We start from the raw sequence: 23,401 nt of genomic DNA, 5'->3' as shown, positions 1-23,401 counted from the left end.
CCGAGGTGGAACGATACGAGCTCGCTGTTGGTTATCTTGTATACAGATTAAGTCGATTAATAAGTCGTTATACAGAATAACCAATGATTGTATGAATTTTAACGAGCTTAATTTCGTTTGTCTATATACAATCTATGAGGTAGATGGAGATATCATACGAAAAATTGTTGATCGGGGTACATCCGGCAGTTCGACCAGACTAAATGCTTCTTATGAAACGTACTATAGAAGAAATTTCAATTGTGCATAAAGTCGACCATTTCAATCTTACGATATATGAGCCCATGACACAATCTACACCTATCCGGTAAGCAGAATAAAAGACTTTCACAAGTTCAATGAACTCATGAAAGTCTTTTATTTGTTTGAGATAATCCCCGATCCGAGAGTTTTTATTCCTAAAATTAGTATGCAAGGCATTGGATTATCATTTTTATCCTGAACCAGCCACACTGTCCATAGGAATTCCTATCATTGAATGCTCTCTTTTTTACCATCCGAGAAAGTCAAGATTTCGGAAACTTCCATGATAAGACATTTTTTCTTCTGCCGGGGCAAATCGGTACGTATTTTGAAGAAAACAACACCAACCAATTAAGGTCAGTGGGGCTTTCGTTTTTTCGACACTGTTTTACTAGTTTAATAGAAAGATTAGCTCCATAAGCCTATTACAAATATTTACTATTAACACTAAAATTAGGTGGTTAAAATAATAATAATAATAGGAGGTTGCTAGATTATGATTGTATCTAAAAACATTCAAAAGAAACTGATTTCCTTTTTACTAGTCGTCACACTACTTTCTATGGGTTTGCTCCCAATAAGAGCTCATGCAGAAGAGGAATTAGGTTTGTCCTGGTTTGAGGTGGATAATTTAGCCGTAGGACCAACGCTAGACGTTATTGCTCATATTCGGAATGATCGTAATTTAGACCAACTAACGGTGAATGTTGAGGACCGTTCTTTCCCAATGCAAAGTGATTATTGGGGACATCATTTTGAAAAAGAGATATCATTCACTGGATTAGAAAGTGGCTATAAAAAAGTGACGGTTAGGGCGACATCAACATCCGGAGTCACGGAGGAGATTAGTAGAACTGTATACTATGAACCAAAACCAACCTATACTTTTGAATTTGAAACTTTGGCTCAGATGGTGATTGAAGAATCAGGAATCGCAACAGTCAAAGTAATTCGCAAAGGTAATAGTCACGGAACTGTTTATGCCTGGTATTTCACACATAGTCGGTCTGCAGAGAAAGGGATTGATTTTTTCCCAAATCTTCATGATAGCCAAGATCAAAAAATTATTTTTAAAGATGGCGAAACAAGCCAAACAATTAAAATGAGGCTTACGGATGATTCAATACCTGAAGGTCTAGAGAATTTCCGCGTGGATTTGACAAGAAACAATAAGACCTATGCAACCACGAATGTAATTATAAGGGACCAAGATTAATTTAAATACAAATAGTAAAAGCGCATATACGCCGTTGCTTGCAGAGGCTGTCGTACGATTGATTGAGATTCGCTTGGGCATAAAGACGACGCGACAACAAAGACCGATTACCTACACGTAACCAAACAATAAACAAAGAGGCTTCTCACAAGTTCGATGAACTCATGAGAAGCCTCTTTATTTACACAATGTGGTCAAACGGGGGTTTCCTCTCAAGGAAACCCTTCATGCATAAGGGTTTATCCCCCTTATTACATCATGCCGCCCATTCCACCCATGCCGCCCATATCAGGCATGCCTGGTTTGTCTTTTTCAGGTTTATCAGCGATAACCGCTTCTGTTGTCAGGAACATAGCCGCTACGGAAGCTGCGTTTTGCAGCGCGGAGCGTGTTACTTTCGCAGGGTCAACGATACCTGCTTCGAACATGTTAACCCACTCGCCAGTTGCTGCGTTATAGCCGATGCCTACTTTTTCATTCTTGAGGCGCTCAACGATAACGGAGCCTTCTTGACCAGCGTTAGCTGCGATTGTGCGAACTGGCTCTTCTAGGGAGCGCAGGATGATGTTTACGCCTGTTTGCTCGTCGCCAACAGCTACTACTTTAGCTACTGCGTTGTATACGTTCACTAGGGCAGTACCACCACCGGAAACGATACCCTCTTCAACAGCTGCACGCGTTGCGTTCAGAGCATCTTCGATACGCAATTTGCGCTCTTTAAGCTCAGTTTCAGTCGCTGCGCCAACTTTGATAACAGCTACGCCGCCAGAAAGTTTAGCCAAACGCTCTTGTAGTTTTTCTTTATCGAAATCGGAAGTAGTTTCTTCCAATTGTGCACGAATTTGTGTAACACGTGCGCCGATGTCTTTTTTGTCGCCAGCGCCATCAACGATGATTGTGTTCTCTTTGGTTACGCGGATTTGACGCGCGCTACCCAATTGGTCAGGAGTCGTGGATTTCAGATCCAATCCAAGCTCTTCTGTGATTACTTGACCGCCAGTTAGAGCAGCGATATCGCCCAGCATTGCTTTACGACGATCGCCGAAGCCTGGAGCTTTTACAGCTACGCAAGTGAATGTACCACGAAGTCTGTTTACAACCAAAGTTGCTTGTGCTTCGCCTTCAACATCTTCAGCAATAATCAGAAGCTGTTTACCGGATTGAACCACTTTTTCAAGAACAGGCAAGATTTCTTGGATGTTCGAGATTTTTTTGTCAGTGATTAGGATGTATGGGTTGTCTAGGACAGCTTCCATTTTATCCGTGTCAGTGATCATGTATGGGGATGTGTAGCCACGGTCGAATTGCATACCTTCTACAACTTCAAGCTCAGTAAGGAATCCTTTGGATTCTTCAACAGTGATAACACCGTCTTTTCCTACTTTTTCCATAGCTTCAGCAATCAGTTGACCTACTTCATCGTCAGCAGCGGAGATAGCAGCTACTTGTGCGATGGATTGTTTGCCTTCGATTGGTTTCGCGATCGCTTGCAGCTCTTCAACAGCCGCTCTAACAGCTTTCTCGATACCTTTGCGGATAACCATTGGGTTAGCGCCTGCAGTTACGTTTTTCAGACCTTCACGGATCATAGCTTGAGCTAGAACCGTTGCAGTTGTCGTACCGTCACCAGCAACATCATTTGTTTTGGTAGCAACTTCTTTAACAAGTTGAGCTCCCATGTTTTCGAAAGCATCTTCAAGCTCGATTTCTTTCGCAATCGTCACACCGTCATTCGTGATCAACGGGCTGCCGAATTTTTTCTCAAGAACTACGTTACGGCCTTTAGGACCGAGGGTTACTTTAACAGCATTCGCAAGCGCATCAACCCCACGAAGCATCGCGCGACGAGCGTCTTCACTGAACTTAATTTCTTTAGCCATGAATAGGAAACCTCCTCTAATTTAAAACATTACATAGTAAGTAGCAAAACAGTAAAAACTAAGTATACTTCGAACCGAACTATATCCTGCTAAATTAGGCTAATACTGCGAGAATATCGCTTTCGCGCAAGATCAACAGTTCGCGGCCTTCGTATTTCACTTCAGTTCCAGCGTATTTGGAGAAAATGATGCGGTCGCCTTCGCTTACTTCAAGCGGAACACGTACGCCATCTTTCAAAGCGCCTGCGCCTACCGCTACAACTTTACCCTCTTGCGGTTTTTCTTTAGCTGTATCTGGCAGCACGATGCCGCTTGCAGTCGTCTCCTCTTTCGCAACGGCTTCAATGATTACTCGATCACCTAACGGTCTGATCATGGAAAAATAGCCTCCTTTAGAAATAGGTAGTGGATTGTAGATTGCTTTATTAGCACTCGAATGTGTTTAGTGCTAACAACACCTCTTATGATACTCATTTTAACCGTAATTTGCAAGTCCTTTTACACATTTTCCAAACTTCGAGCACCCCCCTCATTCTACCCAAATGAAAAGCAAATATTCCCAAGCCAAAAGAAAAACAGCCTGCCTCGATGATTCGATGAGCTGACTGTTTTTGTTTTTTTATTTAGGACCGAACTCCCGCTCCCATTCCGCATCCTTCAATAGCTGTTTACGATAAATGAAACCCGACATAAAAACGCTAAACTCATACAAAATGATCAGCGGTACGGCAACTAAAACGGCTGAGATCGCATCCGGCGGGGTAATCACCGTAGACAAAATTACGAGCAGCATGTACGCGTACCTTCTGAATTTTTGCAAGCGCTTCGGGTTCAGCAACCGAATTTTCGTAAGAAACATTACAACAATCGGCATCTCAAACACGATGGCCAATGGCAAAATGATATTGAACATGAAGGAAAAATATTGGGCTGCCCCATACAATTCCGTGATTTCAAGGCTTTTACTAATCGACGTAGTAAAATAAAAAGCCATCGGAAATACGACAAAATAGCCAAAAGCGATGCCTAACAAAAACAAGAAGAAAGCATAGGGTACGTACATAATCGAAGCTTTCTGCTCCACTTCCCGTAGCCCCGGCCTTACGAATGCCCAAATATGATAAAGTGCAACAGGCAAGGTGATGAGTATCCCCACAACCAAACCAAAGTTCATATAAAGGCGAAGTGCGTCCCAGGGCGAGAAAACATGCCAAGCGATTCCACTCGCCGGAGGAATGTTTTTCAAATATCTAATAATAGGCTTAGCTAGGATAAGCCCGCCTACCATCCCAATGACCAATACGACCAATACGACCAATACCCACATTATCCGCTTACGAAGCTCGCCAAGGTGCTCCACGAGCGACATTTCTTCGTTCGTTGTCATGTTTCACCAACCTAATTTTGTGAATCGAATCTGGGTAAGCTCAGGCTTATGTTAAAATTTTAACGTACAGCCTTAGTCCGGCAGCCGACGCGTATTACTCCGTGAAGCAGGCTCCGCCGTTGACGCTTCGGGCTCTGCATTCGAAGCAGCTGACGCCGCTGATACATTACTTTCATGTATGGCTGCGGGTATTACTTCTGACTCCGCAGCACTTTGCGTCGCTGTAGGATTCGCTGGCGTTTCAGCCGCCGGCTGAACGAGCGGCTTGTCGCTCAGCAGCTCCCGCGTGCCTTTCTTGAACTCGCTGATTGTGCGCCCAACCGCACGACCGATTTCAGGCAGCTTTTGTGGGCCAAACAAAACCAAAGCCACAATCGCAATCAATAAAATCTCGGTGAATCCGATATTTTGAAACATGGAACTTCACCTCCATGAATTAACATTGATAAAATCCGCCATAGCCCATGTCAGTAATATCGCGGCGGACAATCTCCTCTCCCGCACAAATGCGTGGGAGCAATACATCGAAAGACGTGAACGGGTCATGCATTACACAACCCGGGAGTCCCATAATCGGCAGATCGCCTAGATAGGCGATCATGAGCATAGAGCCCGGCAGCATGGGTGTCCCATAGCTGACGACACGAGCGCCGGCCATCTTAATCGCGCCGGGCGTGCGGTCATCCGGGTCCACGGACATGCCGCCCGTGACCAAGATCAGATCCACGCCCAGCTCCCTTAGCGCGTGAATCTCCCGAACAATCGCTTCGCTGTCGTCAGACACGAAGCGCTGATCCACGACCTCGGAGCCGAGCTGCGCGACTTTCTCCCGAACAACGGGACCGAATTTATCCTTTATTCGGCCTTTGAACACCTCGCTGCCCGTTGTAATAACCCCAACGCGCAGCTTGCGAAACGGCTTCACCTCAATTAAGGCGGAGCCTGTTTCCTTATGTGCAGCGGCAAGACGCTCGACTTCCACGATTTTCGCTTCCTCAATGATTAGCGGGATGACGCGTGTACCGACAAGCGATGCTCCCGCCGCAACGACTGTATTCGAGCGAATCGTTGACATGACGAGCTGATCCATATCGTTCACACAATCAATAAACGACTTATCGATCTTGACGATGCCGTGAATAGCCGATTTCACGTTGACTTTGCCTTCATGCGGCTCCGTCAGCGTGAGGTTCTCGCCCTGAAGCGCATGAGCCATACGCAAAGCAGCCTCATCTTCATGAAGATAACCAGGCTGCAGCTCCATGACATAGATATGCTCTTTGCCGATGCTCAAAAGCGCAGGAACATCGGCCTCCGTTACTTGATGTCCTTTACGAAACAGACGCCCCTTGAACTCACCAGGCAAGATTTGTGTAAGATCATGCGGCAGAATCATACCTATCGCATCTTCCACCTTCACTTCGCGCAGCATTGATTCCGACCTACTCATCCGTGGTCACCCTCTTTGCCCGTTAAAATGCCGAGCGCATGGGGAAGCTGGTCAATAATCGCCATTAAATTCTCCTGCACACCCTTCGGGCTGCCTGGAAGATTAATAATCAAGGTACGCCCCCGAATGCCAGAAACGGCTCTTGAAAGCATAGACTTCGGTGTTTTTTGCATCGATGTCATACGCATCGCCTCGGCAAATCCTGGCGCCACACGATCAATCACATTAAGTGTCGCCTCAGGTGTCACATCTCTGGGTGCAAGCCCCGTACCGCCTGTGGTCAAGATCAAGTCTGCCTGATAATAGTCGGTCATTTCAATTAAAGAAGCCATAATTTCATCCATCTCATCCGGAACGACCCGGTACTCAATGATCTCGCCCTGAATTTCCTCTTCAATCAGCTCCCGGATTACCTGAGCGCTTGTATCTTCTCGTTCTCCCCGGTAACCGCGGTCACTGGCTGTCAAAATTCCAACTTTCCAGTGCATCCATGTCACCTCTCCCTTATTAACTGAATGAGATAACCTCACTTATAGAGTGGTTGTCCTATTGATCATTTCTATGAAAATCCCCGTTTTTCCCACCTGTTTTGAGGACTAGCAAGGTGGAGCTAATTATCATATCCTTCTCCACAGCTTTACACATGTCATAAACCGTTAACGCTGCGGCAGATACAGCTGTAAGTGCCTCCATCTCCACACCCGTTGGTCCTGTCGTACGCACGGTCGCTTCTATGTACAGTTCGTTGTTGCTGTTATCGCTAAACTGAATATCAATCCCTGTCAGTGCAATGGGATGGCACATAGGAATCCAATCTGACGTTTTTTTGGCAGCCATAATGCCAGCTACTTGTGCTACAGCGAGCACATCGCCTTTTTTCATTTTACCCTGTTTAATTAAATCCAATGTTTCCCTTTTCATAATCAAGGTCGAACGTGCCGTTGCGGTACGCTTCGTTTCCACTTTATCCGAAATATCCACCATTCGGGCTCGTCCTTGTTCATTGAAATGGGTCAATTGTGGAGAATCGTTCAGTGGTCTCACCTCTCTAGAATGGTTATGATTTAAAGATCATCTTACTCTCCGTAATCAAGCCATCCACTCGAAAATCATGCCAAGATGAAGGTACTTGGGAGATTAGCTGCCTGTCGAAAGCCGCTGCCACAGCTAATGGTCTTTTCAACCCCTGAGCTGCAAAGAGCTGCATGAATCGATCATAGAACCCACCACCGTATCCAAGCCTTCCGAAATCCATGTCAAAAGCAAGACCAGGCACCACGATCATTGAGATGCGGGATAAATCATGCTCCACAGGCCCCTCGCTCCGAGGTTCTCTGATTCCGTAAGCACCGCTTTCCAAATCTTCATAGCTCTTCACAATATGCAGGTCCATTGTTTTCGAATCTGCTACAACCTTCGGCAGCAGCACACGAATTCCCTGCTGCCAGCACCATTCCATGTAGGGCGCAACATCAGGCTCTGAACGAAACGGCATATAGGTAAGAATGGTTGTGGTGTCGGAAATGGGAGCAGGTGACTCTCCGAGCAACCTTTCGGAACTTAGCTTGACCATTCTTTGATGAATTCGCAATTGCTTATCTTTTCGTTCTTCTGGCGTTAAGGAAGCACGTACTTGTTCCATTTCCTTACGCAATTCAATTTTCCGCTCTCGGATGTTCATAAACGCTTCAGCCCTTCCATAACGAGGAGTGGTTTCCCCCATTTTAACATAAACAAGGAAAAAAACTATACTCGCACCCTTGGCCCCAGGAGAATACGCGCCACGACAGCAAAATGATCCGAAGCAGCGGTCTGAAACGTCCATGCCGGCTGCCCCTGTATCAGATTCGCAAAGAGATGATCGATTTCCTGTCCGCCCGTATAGGTGGAAGAAAATCCTCCCGCAGAGGAATTATATGGCCAATCGCTAATACAGCTTTCAACTTATCAGGATCAGCTTCCATATTAAAATCGCCAGCCAGTACAAAGGGCCCCTGAATACCAAGCAAGCTTCTGAAGCGCAATGATATCAGTATGCTCTTTTTTTAATAGCTCCGCGATTCGGTTTAAATTTACTTGACCGTCTAAACCTTCACCATGGTGAATATTTAACGTCATGATAGTGAAGGATGCAGGAGTAACCATCGAATTCCAAGCCTGAATCGTTGTAATCTGTGCATTCGGGGAGGCTACTGAGACCGTTGCGCATGTGCTCATTAATGTGGTAACTAGCAGCAGAACTAACAAACCGCCGATCCGCGAAAGCGATAACCATCTCATCTTTCGTTCCCCCATCCGTCCTTGTTCCATTAAATTTAAGCATACGATGGCCCCGCGCATGGTGTATACTAGTGAATTGATGGGGATTTTTCCAAACGCTGATATCGTGGTTTCCCTAAGTTCTTTCATTAATAAGCAGGAGGTAGCAGATCAGATGCTATTGCAGGTTTCTAATCTTTCTAAAAGTTATGGAGTTCGCTCTGTACTATCGAATATAACGTTACAAATTGAAAATAAGGAACGCATCGGCTTAGTTGGTGTAAATGGCGCGGGCAAATCTACCTTGCTTCAAGTCATTGCAGGCGAGTTGTCCTATGACAGCGGGGACTTGTTCAAAGCCAAAGAAACCAAAATCGGATATTTAAAACAAAATAGTGGACTTCATACGGAAAAATCGATTTGGAATGAATTATTGAGCGTATTCAGTTCATTGCTGGAGACAGAGAAAGAGCTGCGTGAGCTTGAAGCGTTAATGGCTGATCCGAGTCTCATCTCCGACGAAAAGAAATATGAATCTACGATGAACCGTTATGCTCAGCGGTCTGAATGGTTCCGTGAGCATGGTGGCTACGAAATCGAAGCCAAAATCCGCGGCATTCTTCATGGCATGGGTTTCGGTCAGTTCCCACCTGAAACCCCGGTGCAAACATTAAGCGGCGGACAAAAAACAAGACTTGCGCTTGCCAAAATGCTGCTCGAAGAACCTGATCTGCTTATGCTTGATGAGCCGACAAACCATCTGGACATCCCAACGTTAACCTGGTTGGAAGGCTATTTGCGAGGCTATCCGGGAGCCATTCTGGTCGTATCTCATGATCGATTTTTCTTGGATGCCCTAGTCACCTCCATCTATGAAATTGAGCGTAACGCTTCTAAGCGTTATACCGGTAACTATTCCAGATTCATTGAGATCAAAGAAGCCAACTATGAGATTGAGATGAAACAATATGAGAAGCAGCAAGGCGAGATTGCTAAGCTGGAGGATTTCGTTCAGCGCAATATCGTTCGCGCCTCAACGACCAAAAGAGCGCAGAGCCGCCGCAAGGCGTTGGAAAAGATGGACCGACTCGACAAGCCGATGGGCGATTTGAAGCGTGCTTCCTTTTCTTTTGAAATTGAGCAAACCTCTGGGAAAGAAGTCCTCCAGGTCGACCGACTGGCCCTTTCCTATGACGGGAAGAAGCGCCTGTTAGAAAATGTCTCCTTCCAATTACGCCGATCTGAAACGGCTGCGCTGATTGGGCCAAATGGTGTCGGGAAATCAACGATGCTGAAAACATTAATCGGACAGCATAACCAGGACGAAGGTATTTTCAAATGGGGCGCCAACGTAACGATTGGATACTATGATCAGGAGCAAACTGGACTTACACCCACGAATTCAGTGCTCGAAGAAGTATGGAATACTTATCCGCACCTGGAGGAAGCTCGTATTCGTACAGTGCTGGGCAGCTTCCTTTTTAGCGGAGAAGATGTGTTCAAGAAGGTTGCTTCTCTTAGCGGCGGCGAGAAAGCCCGCGTGGCCCTTGCGAAGCTAATGCTGCAAAAAGCAAATGTACTCATTCTCGATGAGCCTACCAACCATCTTGATTTGTATAGTAAAGAAGTGCTGGAATCCGCGTTGATGGATTATGAAGGCACGCTCCTTTTCATCTCTCATGATCGCTATTTCCTCAATAAAATGGCGGAAAGCATGCTAGATCTGAAACCTGATGGACTCACAAGTTATCTGGGCAATTACGATGATTATGTGGAGAAAAAAGCCGAACTGGCCGAAATGGAAGCGAAGCGTCTTGCTAAAGAGGCTGAGAAAAAAGCCGCTCATCCATCTGCAACCGCTGGCGCTACAGCTGGTGGGAGCACCGCCGGCGGGTATGAGGCAGACAAGCTCGCGAAACGCGAAGAACGCAGCCGCCAACGAAAGCTCGAGCAGCTGGAGCAGGACATTGCCCGAGTGGAAGAGGAAGTGTCCGCTCTGGAAGCAGAACTGGCCGACCCGGCCGTTTACAATGATTATATGCTCGTACAGGAGAAAAACGCGGCCGTAGATCTGAAAAAGAACGAGCTCGCTTCTTTCTACGAGGATTGGGAGACATTGCTTGCTTAGCATTTGAGCAAATTAGGCTGACTTTAAGGACTGAGAACTAAATGGCTACTCAAAGAGCAGCTATTTTTCTCGGCAACAACGTACTAAAAATAAAGAAAACACGGTAACTGTAAGACTAAAAAAGCGTTACAACTTGTGCCCCATAGAGGAGCTCGGCTGTAACGCTTAAATTATTTTATCTGCTGAAACAATTCTTCTGTTTTCCTAGCGTTGCATTAGTGAACACGGTAGATCAAGCTTAGTAAGAAGCCTCTTGCTCCTGCATCCGCAAAAGTAACATAGGTACGGCGACATAAATAATTAAGGTGGCCGCTGCCACAATGCCGGAATCGTTGAGCAGCAGCGCCGCTATAGCTCCAATCATGTTAGCCGAGAACCCGTACATCCAGTATGGGTATTTGTGCTGCCATAAGCGAAGCCGCCCGCGCGGACGGAGCACGAGGACAGCCATTACGAACAGGCTCGTGATGAGCACTTTGCTCCAAACGGATGCACGGATCAGGTGCACGTTCATCCGCAGCTTGCGTACGATCAGATGTCCAATCTGATCAAACCTCCCCTCGCGCAGCGCGTGAAACGCGCGCCCGACATGGCTCTCCCGCGCTGCCGCCGCGGGGGAATCCGCGCTGTTGAGCAGCCACAGCGCCAAAAGCCCTAGCGCGAGCAGCAGCGCCAGCAGGGCTGCGCCCCTGCTGAACCGCAGCTCACGCCAGCGTTCACCGGCGAAGCAGCGCACGCCGGCTACGCCGAAGGCGACTACGGCGCTGAGCGCGCCGCCCGCATTCGCGCCCAAGGACGGTGCGGCTAAGCACACCGTCACGAGCAAGAACGCTGCGCACGCCAACAGCGCTGCGGTGCGCGAAGGCTTAGCTGCTGCTGCTTGGGCCTCGGCCGCGGCAGCTGTTTCCAGCTCCGCGAGCGTATGCTTACGCGGAGCCGCCTCATCAAGCCCGCTGGCCGCGCGGGCAGGCGCTGAATCATAACGTCGCTGAAAGGCCGCCGTCACCCCTAGGACAAGAGCGCCGATGAGAACGCCCATGCACTCATTGCCGATCCCATAGTAGCGAGCGCCTATCATCGGATCATAGCCCAATGCGGAATATTTCATAGCATGCGCGCCCGTACTGCCATCCATGGCGATGATCCCGGCAGTTCCACATCCAAGCCAGAGCATCGCTGAAGATAAACGCCATTTCTCTATGCTCACAGCCAACAGTAAGGCACCTATTACGAATAAAATAACGATCCCTGCAATAGCTGCTTGTACCCCTAAGTTTGATGTCAATGGCGCAACTAGCCATCCTAATAAAAGCATTATGACGGGAGCGGTTAATACAGATAAAAGCAGCATACGTACACTGCGCCTCCAGTGCCGCTTCCATCTTGCTATCCATCCATTAGATGCAATGGAATCTTCTCCTCTTTTTATAAACAAAACATACAACAGGCTTGTAAGTAAGACGATAATCTCAAAAGTAACAAAGGGATAGAGCAGTAGCGGGCGGATCCGATAAACGGTCTGCATATTCGCTTCATCATGAAGCAGCGATACCAATGCTTGCTCGGTTTGCTTAGATGTAATTGGCAGTCCAATCATGCCGCCCAAAGCAGGTACATTGAACTCTCTTAACAAGGTTACCGTAAAATCTTGCGCTGTTACGACACCCAACCTGCGAGTTGATTCCGAAACTAATAAGCTTTCCTTACTTTCAGAATAATAATGAAGGGTTGGGGATAAATAGGATTTTGCTTTTGCTGCTTGTCCATGTACTTCAGGTGAAAAGATCCAGAGACTATTTTGTGACGTCATACGGGCTGCTATAAGTCCTATCCATTCATCCATCTCTTGCAAGACATGCTCTTTAAGCTCTTGAAAACGGGCAGCACTGTAGTGCTCTTGATCTGCGTAAAGTCTATACAGGTCACCTAGTTCAATAAGAACTATGCTTTTCTGACCAATCATCTCTCGATTCCATAAAGTCAGCAACTGTGTATAATCCGTCTTCACACCAAACGGTCTATCCACAGCAACTACCTTCGTTGCCTCACCAATAGCTCCTTTATCCACAATGCCTTGCGAATCCATCAACATTTGAGCGCCAAATCTTCTTAGTTTTTTCTCTTCTACGTTGGATAGGCCCAGATCACTGCTGCCCAGTGCGACTCGATGGATATGATGCTCCTTTAACACGTCACCTAAAGCACCTGGCACGGCATCTGCTGATTGATTTACATTTACCCCTTGCAGCATTGTGATGTCAGGAACAACTAACTGCCCTTCATTTTGAAAGGGCTGATCGTGCTCTGAATACCCTAAATAACGCCGTAAAAGCTGCGAAGCTTGAACGCCTTCCCTGCTTTCCTGCGAATCAAAAGCCTGAGCTTTGGAGACTCCTATAGCAGAAGCTCCTGCTCCAAGCGTAACGTAGACATCTTGCATCGCTCTGTTCGATGTGCGGATATTCATAGCGCCAATGGCGCTATGTTCCGTTAAACGCCTCAGATTAGGAAGAGCCGCCAACTGATTAGGCTGCAGCTCTTGAAACGACAAGGCAGGTATAGAAACAACCGTTACCTGCTTTTCTTCATTACCATTCGTTTTTACTTCCAAACCTGCAGCATGAGCTGCGCCTGTGGACAACTCCAACAAAATAATAAAGATACCCACAATAGGAACGAATCCTCTTCGTTTCATAGATATTCCCTCGATCGTTTTTTACTTATAGCATTTTCAACCAATGGGAAACCTATCCAACGCCTGCTACTGACGGATTGTTCCGATAATTCCAGTATGCGTGATTTTCACTTATTCACTTATTCACATCGTTATCCACATAAAAAGAGAGGCATAATCTGCCTCTCTATCAGTCTTTTTTCCCTTTTCCACATTGTTATCCACATTGTCCACAAAAAAATATGAAAAAGTTATTCTTTTATACAAGGTTCTAGAACCGTTGGTAATTGTGACTTTACTATAGTTATGCACATTATCCACAGGCCGTGTGTATAACCTTGCACACATGCCATGTATATATCTAAGTTTTCATACAATTTAAATCAGGAGGCTGATGAAGCTTCAGCTTGCCGTGCGGATTCGCTCTGCATGCGAGCCGCTTGATTGCAAGCCGACACGAATGCCTTGGCTACAGCGACTAGCACATCTTGGTCAATTCCCGTGTTTTTGTAAGTTTGACCGTTAATGGAAATCGTAACTTCCGCTTCTCCCGTTGCTCTTTCACCTGTGGATAGCGAATGCAGCTCCAAATCTGAGAAGTCAACTTCCATCGGTATCGCTTGTCTCAAGCTTTGAATAATTGCTTCGATCGGACCTTCACCTGTTCCTGAGTAAGCCTTTTCCTCACCTGTCTGATTGTTGCGAACAGAAACGGAAGCTACACGATCCCGATCACTGCTGCTTACCACTTGTACATGCGTCAAGGTGAAGGCTTCCATTTGGCCTTCAATTGTAGACCCCACAAGTTCCATCAATTGATCGTCAGTGACGATCTTCTGTTCATCCGCTTTCACTTTGAAACGTGTGTACAGAGCTTCCAGCTCTTCACCCGTCATCTCCACACCGAACTGCCCGACGCGATGCTTCAGCGCATGGCGACCAGAGTGCTTGCCTAGAATAATCATGGACCGCGGAATACCCAGTTTCTCTGGATCCATAATTTCATACGTATTGCGGTTCTTCAGCAAGCCATCTTGATGAATACCTGCTTCATGTTGAAACGCGTTACGGCCAACGATTGGCTTGTTATAAGCAATTGGGAAGCCCATAATGCGGCTGACCATCTTCGAGGTGTTGAACACCTCATTCATGACGATTCCGGTTTCAACGCCCATCGTTTGTTTACGAGTTTCAATCGCCATAACCAATTCCTCCAGTGAACAGTTCCCTGCGCGTTCACCAACCCCGTTCACGGTCACCTCCACATGTGTCACACCTGCTGCTATCGCAGCTAAGCTGTTCGCCACGGCAAGGCCTAGATCATTATGGCAGTGAGCGCTGTATTCTACCGTATCTCCGCCACGAACGCTCTGCCGGACTCGTCGGAACATAGCGCCGTATTCCTCAGGAAGCGCGTAACCAACCGTATCCGGGATATTAAGAATCGTTGCTCCTTCAGCAATAACAGCTTCCAGAACCTCAAACAGGAATTCATCTCCCGTACGCGTAGCATCCATCGGCGAGAACTCGATTCGATCAACAAATTGTTTGGCATAAGCGACCATCGAACGAGCAATCTCTACAACTTGACTGCGAGATTTGCGCAGCTGGAAGTCAAGATGAATGTCCGAGGATGAAAGGAACATGTGGATACGGCGCTGTGCAGCATCCTGCGTTGCTTTCACAGCAGCGTCGATGTCCTCCTTGACCGTCCGAGCAAAGCCGCATATTTCTAGCGTTTGCAGCTCGCGTGAAATTTGCTGAACGGCTTGGAAATCGCCAGGACTGGAAATCGGAAAGCCTGGTTCAATGGTGTCTACCCCCATTTTCGCCAGCTGTCTAGCGATCCGAATTTTTTCCTCAGGATATAGGGATGCGCCTGGCGCTTGCTCTCCATCTCTCAGCGTTGTATCAAAAATGCGAATGCGTCTGTAATTGTTGTTTTCCATCTTAATCATCCTCCTCAAATTTGGGTGAAACTAGACCTATTTGCCATTTTTTCAGTACTTTGCTCCTGCTGGGTACGATAATACGATGTTTCCCTGTGAGCCATTTGCCTTTAGCGCACCTTAAATCCACGCAAAAAAGACCCGTCATCTCTATCAAAGAGACGACAGGTCTTCACCCAGCGCGGTACCACTCTTGTTGACTCCTCTGGTTAGGGAGTCCACCTCAGACACAGAGCGGCATCCCGCTCCATGTCACCTCATCACGGAGGCCAACCGTTCATCCCTAATAGTCATATGGACTGACTGCTCAGGACGACCGCTTCCAAGCGAGTTCGGGGCGTTCACGGACTGCGTCGCATCATCCCGCAGCTTTCTGTACCGTTCAAATAGGCCCTTACTACTCTTGTTCATTGCGTTTTATTTATAGGGTTTGTAAGTTAATTTGTTTCAGAACGTTTAGTTTCAGAACAACCAAAAAAGCCTGCCATCTCTATAAAAGAGACGACAGGCTTGAGCCTTCCGCGGTACCACTCTAATTGATCCGAGCTTTGACACTCGAAACCACTCATGTACCTGATCACGGGGGTCAACCGTCAAGACCTACTGGGGTGCTGGATCCTTGGCATCCTAATCAGTCTTACCGCTCCCGGGCGAGTTCAGGTGTCGTTTCGTCTGCGCTCTCACCAAATGCGCAGCTCTCTGAGCGAAACTGATCTTCCTTACTAATCCCGTTCGTTGCGTTTGAAGTATTGATTGTGATTATAATATGCTGTTTTTATAAAGTCAATGCAGTTATCAGAAAATTTATTTTTCGGGCCCACTTTGTCTACCATTCTTCAAGCTTCAACAACGGTTCCGCTTTCAGGTCCAGCTCATCAAACTCCTGCTTGTCCCACTTCAGGAAAGCGGCAGCCGCAATCATGGCTGCGTTGTCCGTACAAAGGCCTAGTGGAGGCACAAGCAGCGGGACATTCAGCTTCTCGCAGCGCTCCGCGAGTCGGCTGCGAAGCCCTTTGTTCGCGGCAACGCCGCCAGCGAGCAGGAGCTGTTTCGCACCGAATTCTCGGACGGCGCGGCTTGCTTTCTCAACAAGAACATCGATGACTGATTCTTGGAAGCCTCTGGCGATCTGTGCGGTTTGCACAGCCTCACCGCGCATCTTGGCTTGGTTCACGACGTTCAGCACAGCGGATTTCAAACCGCTGAAGCTGAAGTCGTAAGAGTCCGCTTCGAGCCAAGCGCGCGGAAGCGTGATCGCATGATCGGCCTCCTGTGCAAGCCGATCGACATGCGGTCCGCCGGGGTATGGTAGACCCATAGCGCGTGCAATCTTGTCGTAGGCTTCGCCTGCAGCATCATCGCGAGTTCGGCCAATAATACGAAATTGACCGGGGCCTTCCATGTGAATCAGCTCCGTGTGTCCCCCGGACACAACAAGTGCGATGAGGGGGTACTCCAACTCATGAACGAGCTGATTGGCATAAATATGGCCGGCGATATGATGGACGCCAATGAGCGGAAGGTCCAATGCCAAGGCTAACGCTTTACCTGCTACCACACCGACCAGCAAGGCCCCAATAAGTCCCGGCCCTTCCGTCACTGCGATAGCAGACAGTTCCTCCATCTTCACTCCAGCTTCCTCCACCGCTTCCTCTATCATCCATGTGATCGATTCCACATGCTTGCGAGAAGCGACCTCTGGTACAACGCCACCATAACGTTGATGGGTTTCGATCTGGCTCGAAATCACGTTTGAGCGAATTATCTTGCCATTTTCCACAATGGAGACAGACGTCTCATCACAGCTTGTTTCAATCGCCAAAATATAGACAGGTTTCGTTGATTGTTTATAGCCGGTTAGTTCTGATTGTTGTGTTTGATTAGTCAACTTCTTCACCTGTTCTACGGTCTCAGTCTTCGAGACTATCCTTTCTGCTCTTGGACTTAGGCAGATCCGCCCACATAATAATGGCATCCTCGCGGTTATCCGTATAGTAGCCTTTGCGGACACCGACGGAGCGGAAGCCAAGCTTTTCATACAGATTTTGAGCCACATAATTAGAAGCTCTTACTTCAAGTGTCATGCGAAAAGCCCCAAGGAATGTAGCGGTCCGCATCAATTCGCTAAGCAGGCGCTCTCCAAGCTTACGGCCTCTATAGGAATCACGAACGGCTACGTTCGTGACGTGAGCTTCCTCCATAATGAGCCACATACCGCCATAACCGGCCACTTCACCCTCAATATCCATTACCATATAACTAGCAAATTGATTGTTCGTCAGTTCATTATGAAAAGCGCCTTCTGTCCAAGGCGTTGTGAAAGCTTCCTGCTCAATTTCACAAATAAAAGGGATATCTTCCAGACGCATGGAACGGAACACCAACGAAGTTTCCGCAATATAAGCTTGATGCTGTTGCTCCATGATCAGTTCTCCCCTTTCAGCTGTTTTTGCTTCGCTAAATAATTCACTTCTGCCTCTGGAAGCTGTGTGTAATTGGGAACGAAGGTATGAGTCACATCTTTCTGTCCCTGTTTCAGACGCTCATTAGCCAGATGCCCAATGAATTGCCCTTCAATAGCGTAAGGCAGTGTCCGAACAATGCCTGTCCATTGCTGCGTAAACCGATCAATTTGATCTGCGAATCCTGCCGTCTCGCCGACGAAAATGATCTCTTCCGGTACTCCTAGTCCCGGAATGTCTGTCAATTGTTGACGCAGTTCAGCACTTGTCGCTAAAGCAAGTAATTGTTCCGTCCAAGGCTCCATGACACGGATGCCGTCAGGCAGAACCGTGCGCCATGCTAAATTTGAATTTACGTTTACAACTCCTGACGCTTCATAAACAGCGGTGAAGGCCTGCTTGCGTCTGGCGTCCATGAGCGGAATAACCCACCTCACCCTGCTTCCGCTTCCTTGAGCTTCTGAATCCTTAAGGCTTCCACCAAGCGCCATCGCTTCCAAGCTGGATACACCAATCAGATCAAGCCCTAATGACCAAGCCAATGTTTTGGCTACGGAAACTCCGATCCGAACTCCCGTGTAAGAACCTGGACCTTGCCCGATCGCAACAGCACTCAGGTCCTTGGGCTTAAGATCTAAGCTGTTCAGGAGCTTCCGAATATCAGGAAGAAGTCCGATAGAGTGGTTCTTTTCAGCATGAGAGCTGAGTTCCCCAATCAATTCACCATCTTGTAGTATCGCTACGGTCATCGAAGAAGTGGATGTATCGATGGCTAAAAGTCGTGTTTTGTGCGTTAAAGTTGATTCTGTCATCGTAAATGTCCGTTCTCCTTCATTTGCGCACACCATTGCTGGTAGAGCTCCCCATGTGGGGTTAGATGAAATCGTCTTGCTTGCTCACCGTGATGGGCAATTGTAATCGACAATCTTTCGGAGGGCAGCAAATCTTCAATCAAGCTTGACCATTCAATCAGCGTCACGCCTGCGCCGTAAAAGTAATCTTCCAGCCCTAGATCATCTGCCTCCATTTGTGAAATGCGGTACATGTCCATATGATAGAAAGGGAGCTCAGCTCCCTCGTATTCTTTCACAATTGTAAAGGTTGGCGAATTTACGATATCTGTTACTCCTATTGCTCTTGCGAACCCTTGCGAGAATCTCGTTTTTCCCGCCCCAAGATCGCCATCCAGTGTAAGTACCGCTCCTGGCATCATATATGCAGCAAGCAGCTTACCCAGCCGATCTGTGTCCTCCTCATGTGAGGAGTGATACGTATAGGTGGATTGAGTCAGTGATCTCATCCCTTTCTTCCGTTTGCGCGTGCTGCTCCTATTATAGTCCTCGCGTCCCTGCAACATCAACTCTCTACGGAAAAAAGCCCACCCTTTATCGATCAGGGTAGGCTTCTCGTTCATACATTTGACTAGTGGACTTCCTCTAGCTCTTGGACGGATACCGTGCGGGCATCGGCCGGATTTTCTTCGGCATGAACTTTAGCCAACGCTTTTGCCGAATCAACGCTATCAATCCAAACCGGCAAGCCGTTTAGCTCAACGTCAATCTTCACATCCGCTGCCAAAATCTCTTGAGCGCGATGTACGTTCATAAAGGTCCTGGTCTCCTTCCTAAGCCAACTTACTTAATCGCCCGTTACAGATTCTGGATGATCCATGGTATCCGTTGTCGAGGATTCAATTAATCCATTGTGTAGGGTGACGTTACCGCCGCCTAGACCTTCATTAATCATACGATCAATGTCCATGAAATAGTTTTCTTGTCCTTGGTGGTTTGCATCTTCCGCTGCATTCGAATCTTGTGCCATCCTGAATCCCTCCTTACCTGTGTGATTGGTAATGTGAAAGTGCCATCATTAAGGTTCCCTTGCTTTTCAAAAAGCATTCTCTTATTACCTGTCGTATAAATGAAATTCATTAAGAGAATACTAATGAAATCTAGGTAGTTGGGAGGGATCTATAGATGCATACTGTATGGAAAGGCGCCATTAGTTTCGGGCTTGTTCATGTCCCCGTAAAAATGTTTTCGGCAACGGAAGATAAGGATATTTCGATGCGTTATATTCACAAAACGTGTATAACACCTCTGGCCTATGTGAGGAAATGCAATACTTGCGAGAAGGAAGTAGAATGGGACGAAATATCTAAAGGCTATGAATACGAGCCTGGACGATTTGTCATTTTCGAAAAAGATGAGCTGGAGACTATCTCCGGGGAAGCTAATAAGGAAATTAAGATCTTAGATTTTGTCAACTTGACGGATATTGATCCGGTATACTTTCATAAGACTTATTATCTTGGGCCTGGTGAAACAGGTTCTGGCGCATACAGCTTATTGCTTGAATCCATGAAGCAGTCCGGCAAAATTGGTATCTCCAAAGTATCCATTCGCTCCAAAAGCTCACTAGCGGCAATACGTGTCATCGATAACTGCTTGGCTATGGAAACCATTTTCTATCCCGATGAAATTCGACCGATCAGTCAAGTCCCTAATCTTCCGGAACAGATTAATGTGAGCGATCGAGAGCTTGATATGGCGAAAATGCTGATCAATCAGCTATCGACGCCTTTTGAGCCAGAAAAATATAAAGACGAATACCGCGGCCGGTTGATGGAGGCCATTGAACATAAAATTGCCGGTGAAGAGGTGCAATCCGCGCCTGAGTTACAGAAAACGAGCGTGATTGATCTCATGGCTGCGCTGCAAGCAAGCCTCGATGCTACAAAGCCAAAAGATACAGTTGATTTTAGCACCGTGATGCTTGAGCCGGACGCAAGCGTCGTAGAGGTAAAAAAACCGAAAGCAAGAGCTAAAAAAGAGAAGATAAAAGAAAAAGTGACGTAGTCACTGTAGTCACTCCCTTTATCACATCCCCCACTCCTGTCTCCCAGTCAGTGGGTGTTTTTCTGTTTTGGGGTGCTTTTGGAGTAGCAATCAACTCCGAGCCTGCGAGAATGTGCACTGATTCACAGGGAATTCCATGATTGCTTGAATACTTGGCTGTCGCATCGTTCCCCCTGCCGTCCATTCCAGAAATTGCACCTTCACAACGATCTGGGCTTCCAACCAAACCGCATCTTTACTTCGTTCGGGCTCATTGATAAATGGTTTCGTTGATGTAATTAAAGGCTGAATCTGAGCAGTCAAGCTTCTCCACGCTTGATTGCTCATTTTCCCCGTACCCGCATGCCCAATATAGACAAAGCGCCCCTTCTCATCATACAAGCCAAGCAATAAAGAATTGACGATCTTTCCTCTATGCGTCACACCGCCTACTACGGCAAATAGGTCATGCAGTATTTTCCGTTTCTGCCACCTCTTGTCCTTTCCATCGATTAAATAAGTGCTTTTCAAATCTTTATATACAATTCCCTCCATCTGATGACTTTTCATTAGGCTGTATAAGGCTTCCGCGTCCGTAAAATTCGGCACAAGCTGAACATCGTTTTGCGGAATAATCATTTGCTCAAGAATTTGTTGCCGCTCTTCAAGGGGACGATCCAACACCCATGAACCATTACAAAATAACACATCAAAAATCATATAGCTGACTTGTGTCTGCTTTACGCCTCGTTCAATGCTCATAGCGCTGCGCAAGCTATCTCGTTTCATCACTTCATGGAACGATGGTTTACCGTCGCCTATAGCGATAATTTCACCATCAAGAATAAAGGACGAAGCCTTGCAGTATCTTGCTGGATTTAGGAGCTCCGGGTATTGTAACGTACGGTTATTTAACCTTCGATTCACAAGTTTGATTTGTGTACCGTCGAAATAACTTAACATTCTCACCCCATCCCATTTTATTTGGGCGATCCATTTCTCCCCATGGGGGAATTCCTTGGCGACGACAGGTTCAAAAGGAATAATCGGGTTTATTGTCATGACACCCTCGATACGTTTTTAAACTCATTATTCCCAATTCACTGCTCCCTAATGAGGCTAACCGAATACGTTAACTAGCCATTTACAATTCCTTAACTTTCTTTATATAATCAAATAATTATATAATGATTTTTAAAGGAACCTCTTTATTAAGGAGTGCATAACGAATGGTTGAAATTGAGAAGTTGGCCGATATCTGCAAGCTGCTCGGGGATAAAATGAGACTCACAATTCTTTGCCTTCTAAAGGAACGCGAGCTCTGCGTTTGTGAAATCGTTGAGATCATGAAAACCAGCCAGCCTAATGTTAGCCAGCATATGCGAAAGCTAAAAGATGGGGGCTTGGTCAAGGAAGCCAAGAGAGGTCAGTGGGTTTATTACTCGATAAATGTGGAAGACAAACCCTATTTACATGAGTTTTTTCATGTTCTCCCTTCGCAGAAGGACAAAGTTGACAGCTTATCCTGCGAACAACGGGGTTGTTGCGATTAGCACACATACGAAAGCTTTATTATCGCAATGCTCTTAATTAGGAGGAACATATGGTTTATTTAGCAGTTATCATCTTCTTACTTACGCTAACATTTGTAATCTGGCAGCCTAGAGGTCTAAATATCGGATGGTCAGCATCGGGAGGCGCGATTCTAGCCCTCCTCTTCCAAGTAGTTTCTCTACATGATGTCGTTACCGTTACAGGCATTGTGTGGAATGCCACTTTGGCATTTGTTGCGATTATTCTCATTTCTCTGATTCTAGACGACATTGGTTTCTTTGAATGGTCAGCCTTGCATATGGCGCGCATCGCCAAAGGCAATGGAAAGATCATGTTTACCTTTGTCATCCTGCTCGGAGCAGCCGTCGCGGCGCTTTTCGCTAATGATGGCGCAGCGCTCATTTTAACACCTATCGTGTTAGCCATGGTTCGGGCCTTGAAATTCCCCGATAAAATGATTCTTCCCTTCATCATGGCAAGTGGTTTTATCGCAGATACGACTTCCCTTCCCTTAATTGTTAGTAACTTAGTGAACATTGTTTCTGCTGATTTTTTCGGGATTGATTTTGTCACTTATGCAAGTCGAATGTTCGTTACGAGCATTTTCTCATTAGCAGCAAGTTTACTCGTTTTGTTTCTATTTTTCCGAAAAGATATCCCTCAAAGCTACGATTTAGCTCAGCTTAAAAAACCATCAGAAGCAATCAAAGATCTGAGACTTTTCCGACTATCTTGGATAATTCTTAGCATTCTGGTAGTTGCTTACTTGATCAGTGGATTTATTAATATCCCTGTTTCGATCCTGGCAGGCGCCGCTGCACTTATTTTCATGCTAGCTGCTCGATCCAGCAAAGTCATTGAAACGAAAAAAGTCATTAAAGATGCGCCCTGGGCTGTCGTTATTTTTTCCATCGGGATGTATGTTGTCGTGTATGGTTTGAAAAATGCCGGACTAACCGCTGCTCTTGGGGGGCTGATTGAATCGTTTGCCTCTCAAGGTTTGCTTGTAGCCACCATCGGAATGGGATTTTTAGCAGCTGGTCTCTCCTCGATCATGAATAATATGCCGACCGTCCTGATCGATGCGCTGGCTATCCAAGGTACTCATACCGACGGGATCATTCGTGAAGCGCTCATTTATGCGAATATAATTGGCTCCGATTTAGGCCCTAAAATTACACCGATCGGCTCATTAGCAACTTTATTATGGCTTCATGTACTAGCCAAAAAAGGCGTGAATATAACATGGGGTTATTATTTTAAAATCGGTATTCTCCTTACCCTTCCCACGTTACTGATTACATTAATCGGCTTGTACCTCTGGTTAAACGTAGTTGCTTAATCAAACTTAAGGAGATGGTA

The 23,401-nt window shown here is 46.6% G+C and carries 23 protein-coding genes and 2 other annotated features; of the genes, 5 read left to right on the top strand and 18 right to left on the bottom strand.

Features of this window, described 5'->3' with window-relative positions; translation table 11 throughout:
• Positions 1–739: 739 nt before the first annotated feature.
• The gene (locus GK047_RS13685) at positions 740–1,459 is read left to right on the top strand and encodes a Calx-beta domain-containing protein (RefSeq protein WP_163947300.1); all 720 of its coding nucleotides are present in this window, start codon (positions 740–742) and stop codon (positions 1,457–1,459) included.
• A gap of 251 nt (positions 1,460–1,710) precedes the next feature.
• Here the strand turns inward: GK047_RS13685 and groL are convergent, their stop codons facing one another.
• The 9 genes from groL to GK047_RS13640 all read right to left on the bottom strand — a co-directional run bounded on the left by groL (position 1,711) and on the right by GK047_RS13640 (position 8,456).
• A complete protein-coding gene (gene groL, locus GK047_RS13680; RefSeq protein WP_163947297.1) occupies positions 1,711–3,339 on the bottom strand; it encodes a chaperonin GroEL in 1,629 nt (542 codons plus the stop codon).
• Between the two features lie 94 nt (positions 3,340–3,433).
• The gene (groES, locus tag GK047_RS13675) at positions 3,434–3,715 is read right to left on the bottom strand and encodes a co-chaperone GroES (RefSeq protein ID WP_028553854.1); all 282 of its coding nucleotides are present in this window, start codon (positions 3,713–3,715) and stop codon (positions 3,434–3,436) included.
• A gap of 243 nt (positions 3,716–3,958) precedes the next feature.
• Complete coding sequence (gene tatC / locus GK047_RS13670; protein WP_163947294.1) at positions 3,959–4,726, bottom strand: twin-arginine translocase subunit TatC; 768 nt, start codon at positions 4,724–4,726, stop codon at positions 3,959–3,961.
• A gap of 72 nt (positions 4,727–4,798) precedes the next feature.
• Complete coding sequence (locus tag GK047_RS30160) at positions 4,799–5,143, bottom strand: twin-arginine translocase TatA/TatE family subunit (protein ID WP_163947291.1); 345 nt, start codon at positions 5,141–5,143, stop codon at positions 4,799–4,801.
• Between the two features lie 19 nt (positions 5,144–5,162).
• The gene (locus GK047_RS13660; protein WP_163947288.1) at positions 5,163–6,176 is read right to left on the bottom strand and encodes a molybdopterin-binding protein; all 1,014 of its coding nucleotides are present in this window, start codon (positions 6,174–6,176) and stop codon (positions 5,163–5,165) included.
• Complete coding sequence (gene mog / locus GK047_RS13655) at positions 6,173–6,664, bottom strand: molybdopterin adenylyltransferase (protein ID WP_163947285.1); 492 nt, start codon at positions 6,662–6,664, stop codon at positions 6,173–6,175. The genes GK047_RS13660 and mog overlap by 4 nt, the downstream gene beginning before the upstream one ends.
• 58 nt (positions 6,665–6,722) lie before the next feature.
• Positions 6,723–7,220, bottom strand: a complete 498-nt coding sequence (gene moaC, locus GK047_RS13650; RefSeq protein WP_346010337.1) for a cyclic pyranopterin monophosphate synthase MoaC — start codon at positions 7,218–7,220, stop codon at positions 6,723–6,725.
• Between the two features lie 13 nt (positions 7,221–7,233).
• Complete coding sequence (locus GK047_RS13645) at positions 7,234–8,001, bottom strand: 5-formyltetrahydrofolate cyclo-ligase (protein WP_163947282.1); 768 nt, start codon at positions 7,999–8,001, stop codon at positions 7,234–7,236.
• 140 nt (positions 8,002–8,141) lie between these two features.
• Entirely contained in the window at positions 8,142–8,456 is a 315-nt protein-coding gene (locus GK047_RS13640) for an endonuclease/exonuclease/phosphatase family protein (RefSeq protein WP_163947279.1), read from the bottom strand.
• 154 nt (positions 8,457–8,610) lie between these two features.
• On the opposite strand from GK047_RS13640, the gene GK047_RS13635 reads away from it, so the two are divergent.
• A complete protein-coding gene (locus GK047_RS13635; protein WP_163947276.1) occupies positions 8,611–10,563 on the top strand; it encodes an ABC transporter ATP-binding protein in 1,953 nt (650 codons plus the stop codon).
• 238 nt (positions 10,564–10,801) lie between these two features.
• Here GK047_RS13635 and GK047_RS13630 read toward each other — a convergent pair whose 3' ends face one another.
• The 8 genes from GK047_RS13630 to GK047_RS13595 all read right to left on the bottom strand — a co-directional run bounded on the left by GK047_RS13630 (position 10,802) and on the right by GK047_RS13595 (position 19,469).
• Positions 10,802–13,258 (bottom strand): hypothetical protein, encoded by a 2,457-nt coding sequence (locus tag GK047_RS13630; protein ID WP_163947273.1) that lies wholly within the window; start codon positions 13,256–13,258, stop codon positions 10,802–10,804.
• 362 nt (positions 13,259–13,620) lie between these two features.
• Positions 13,621–15,186: a 2-isopropylmalate synthase gene (locus GK047_RS13625; protein WP_163947271.1), complete on the bottom strand. Its 1,566-nt coding sequence runs from the start codon at positions 15,184–15,186 to the stop codon at positions 13,621–13,623.
• 154 nt (positions 15,187–15,340) lie between these two features.
• Positions 15,341–15,606 (bottom strand) — a binding site (T-box leader).
• Positions 15,607–15,680: 74 nt separating this feature from the next.
• Positions 15,681–15,931: a binding site (T-box leader), on the bottom strand.
• An 81-nt stretch (positions 15,932–16,012) separates the two neighbouring features.
• Positions 16,013–17,074, bottom strand: a complete 1,062-nt coding sequence (tsaD, locus tag GK047_RS13620; protein WP_240343948.1) for a tRNA (adenosine(37)-N6)-threonylcarbamoyltransferase complex transferase subunit TsaD — start codon at positions 17,072–17,074, stop codon at positions 16,013–16,015.
• Positions 17,075–17,096: 22 nt separating this feature from the next.
• Entirely contained in the window at positions 17,097–17,609 is a 513-nt protein-coding gene (gene rimI, locus GK047_RS13615) for a ribosomal protein S18-alanine N-acetyltransferase (RefSeq protein WP_163947265.1), read from the bottom strand.
• A 2-nt stretch (positions 17,610–17,611) separates the two neighbouring features.
• Complete coding sequence (tsaB, locus tag GK047_RS13610) at positions 17,612–18,460, bottom strand: tRNA (adenosine(37)-N6)-threonylcarbamoyltransferase complex dimerization subunit type 1 TsaB (protein ID WP_163947262.1); 849 nt, start codon at positions 18,458–18,460, stop codon at positions 17,612–17,614.
• Complete coding sequence (gene tsaE / locus GK047_RS13605) at positions 18,457–18,948, bottom strand: tRNA (adenosine(37)-N6)-threonylcarbamoyltransferase complex ATPase subunit type 1 TsaE (RefSeq protein WP_163947854.1); 492 nt, start codon at positions 18,946–18,948, stop codon at positions 18,457–18,459. The genes tsaB and tsaE overlap by 4 nt, the downstream gene beginning before the upstream one ends.
• 122 nt (positions 18,949–19,070) lie before the next feature.
• Positions 19,071–19,253, bottom strand: a complete 183-nt coding sequence (locus tag GK047_RS13600) for an H-type small acid-soluble spore protein (protein ID WP_163947259.1) — start codon at positions 19,251–19,253, stop codon at positions 19,071–19,073.
• Between the two features lie 33 nt (positions 19,254–19,286).
• The gene (locus GK047_RS13595; RefSeq protein ID WP_163947256.1) at positions 19,287–19,469 is read right to left on the bottom strand and encodes a hypothetical protein; all 183 of its coding nucleotides are present in this window, start codon (positions 19,467–19,469) and stop codon (positions 19,287–19,289) included.
• 155 nt (positions 19,470–19,624) lie between these two features.
• On the opposite strand from GK047_RS13595, the gene ku reads away from it, so the two are divergent.
• Complete coding sequence (ku, locus tag GK047_RS13590) at positions 19,625–20,506, top strand: non-homologous end joining protein Ku (protein WP_163947253.1); 882 nt, start codon at positions 19,625–19,627, stop codon at positions 20,504–20,506.
• A gap of 90 nt (positions 20,507–20,596) precedes the next feature.
• Here the strand turns inward: ku and GK047_RS13585 are convergent, their stop codons facing one another.
• Positions 20,597–21,547: an ATP-dependent DNA ligase gene (locus tag GK047_RS13585; RefSeq protein ID WP_163947250.1), complete on the bottom strand. Its 951-nt coding sequence runs from the start codon at positions 21,545–21,547 to the stop codon at positions 20,597–20,599.
• A 167-nt stretch (positions 21,548–21,714) separates the two neighbouring features.
• Between GK047_RS13585 and GK047_RS13580 the strand changes: the two genes are divergently transcribed.
• Both GK047_RS13580 and GK047_RS13575 read left to right on the top strand, forming a co-directional pair.
• Entirely contained in the window at positions 21,715–22,038 is a 324-nt protein-coding gene (locus tag GK047_RS13580) for an ArsR/SmtB family transcription factor (protein WP_163947248.1), read from the top strand.
• Between the two features lie 50 nt (positions 22,039–22,088).
• Entirely contained in the window at positions 22,089–23,381 is a 1,293-nt protein-coding gene (locus tag GK047_RS13575) for an arsenic transporter (RefSeq protein WP_163947243.1), read from the top strand.
• Positions 23,382–23,401 lie beyond the last annotated feature (20 nt).

The organism is Paenibacillus sp. SYP-B3998, from assembly GCF_010820665.1.
Lineage (GTDB): Bacteria > Bacillota > Bacilli > Paenibacillales > NBRC-103111 > Paenibacillus_E.
Note: the sequence above shows the minus strand (reverse complement) of the source record. Positions and strands in the feature narration are given on the sequence as shown.

Excerpts from the sequence above, each read along its gene's own strand:
- GK047_RS13685 (WP_163947300.1), top strand. The coding sequence starts at position 740 with ATGATTGTATCTAAAAACATTCAAAAGAAACTGATTTCCTTTTTACTA.
- groL (WP_163947297.1), bottom strand. The coding sequence starts at position 3,339 with ATGGCTAAAGAAATTAAGTTCAGTGAAGACGCTCGTCGCGCGATGCTT.
- groES (WP_028553854.1), bottom strand. The coding sequence starts at position 3,715 with ATGATCAGACCGTTAGGTGATCGAGTAATCATTGAAGCCGTTGCGAAA.
- tatC (WP_163947294.1), bottom strand. The coding sequence starts at position 4,726 with ATGACAACGAACGAAGAAATGTCGCTCGTGGAGCACCTTGGCGAGCTT.
- GK047_RS30160 (WP_163947291.1), bottom strand. The coding sequence starts at position 5,143 with ATGTTTCAAAATATCGGATTCACCGAGATTTTATTGATTGCGATTGTG.
- GK047_RS13660 (WP_163947288.1), bottom strand. The coding sequence starts at position 6,176 with ATGAGTAGGTCGGAATCAATGCTGCGCGAAGTGAAGGTGGAAGATGCG.
- mog (WP_163947285.1), bottom strand. The coding sequence starts at position 6,664 with ATGCACTGGAAAGTTGGAATTTTGACAGCCAGTGACCGCGGTTACCGG.
- GK047_RS13645 (WP_163947282.1), bottom strand. The coding sequence starts at position 8,001 with ATGGACGTTTCAGACCGCTGCTTCGGATCATTTTGCTGTCGTGGCGCG.
- GK047_RS13640 (WP_163947279.1), bottom strand. The coding sequence starts at position 8,456 with ATGAGATGGTTATCGCTTTCGCGGATCGGCGGTTTGTTAGTTCTGCTG.
- GK047_RS13635 (WP_163947276.1), top strand. The coding sequence starts at position 8,611 with ATGCTATTGCAGGTTTCTAATCTTTCTAAAAGTTATGGAGTTCGCTCT.
- GK047_RS13630 (WP_163947273.1), bottom strand. The coding sequence starts at position 13,258 with ATGAAACGAAGAGGATTCGTTCCTATTGTGGGTATCTTTATTATTTTG.
- GK047_RS13625 (WP_163947271.1), bottom strand. The coding sequence starts at position 15,186 with ATGGAAAACAACAATTACAGACGCATTCGCATTTTTGATACAACGCTG.
- rimI (WP_163947265.1), bottom strand. The coding sequence starts at position 17,609 with ATGGAGCAACAGCATCAAGCTTATATTGCGGAAACTTCGTTGGTGTTC.
- tsaB (WP_163947262.1), bottom strand. The coding sequence starts at position 18,460 with ATGACAGAATCAACTTTAACGCACAAAACACGACTTTTAGCCATCGAT.
- tsaE (WP_163947854.1), bottom strand. The coding sequence starts at position 18,948 with ATGAGATCACTGACTCAATCCACCTATACGTATCACTCCTCACATGAG.
- GK047_RS13600 (WP_163947259.1), bottom strand. The coding sequence starts at position 19,253 with ATGAACGTACATCGCGCTCAAGAGATTTTGGCAGCGGATGTGAAGATT.
- GK047_RS13595 (WP_163947256.1), bottom strand. The coding sequence starts at position 19,469 with ATGGCACAAGATTCGAATGCAGCGGAAGATGCAAACCACCAAGGACAA.
- ku (WP_163947253.1), top strand. The coding sequence starts at position 19,625 with ATGCATACTGTATGGAAAGGCGCCATTAGTTTCGGGCTTGTTCATGTC.
- GK047_RS13585 (WP_163947250.1), bottom strand. The coding sequence starts at position 21,547 with ATGACAATAAACCCGATTATTCCTTTTGAACCTGTCGTCGCCAAGGAA.
- GK047_RS13580 (WP_163947248.1), top strand. The coding sequence starts at position 21,715 with ATGGTTGAAATTGAGAAGTTGGCCGATATCTGCAAGCTGCTCGGGGAT.
- GK047_RS13575 (WP_163947243.1), top strand. The coding sequence starts at position 22,089 with ATGGTTTATTTAGCAGTTATCATCTTCTTACTTACGCTAACATTTGTA.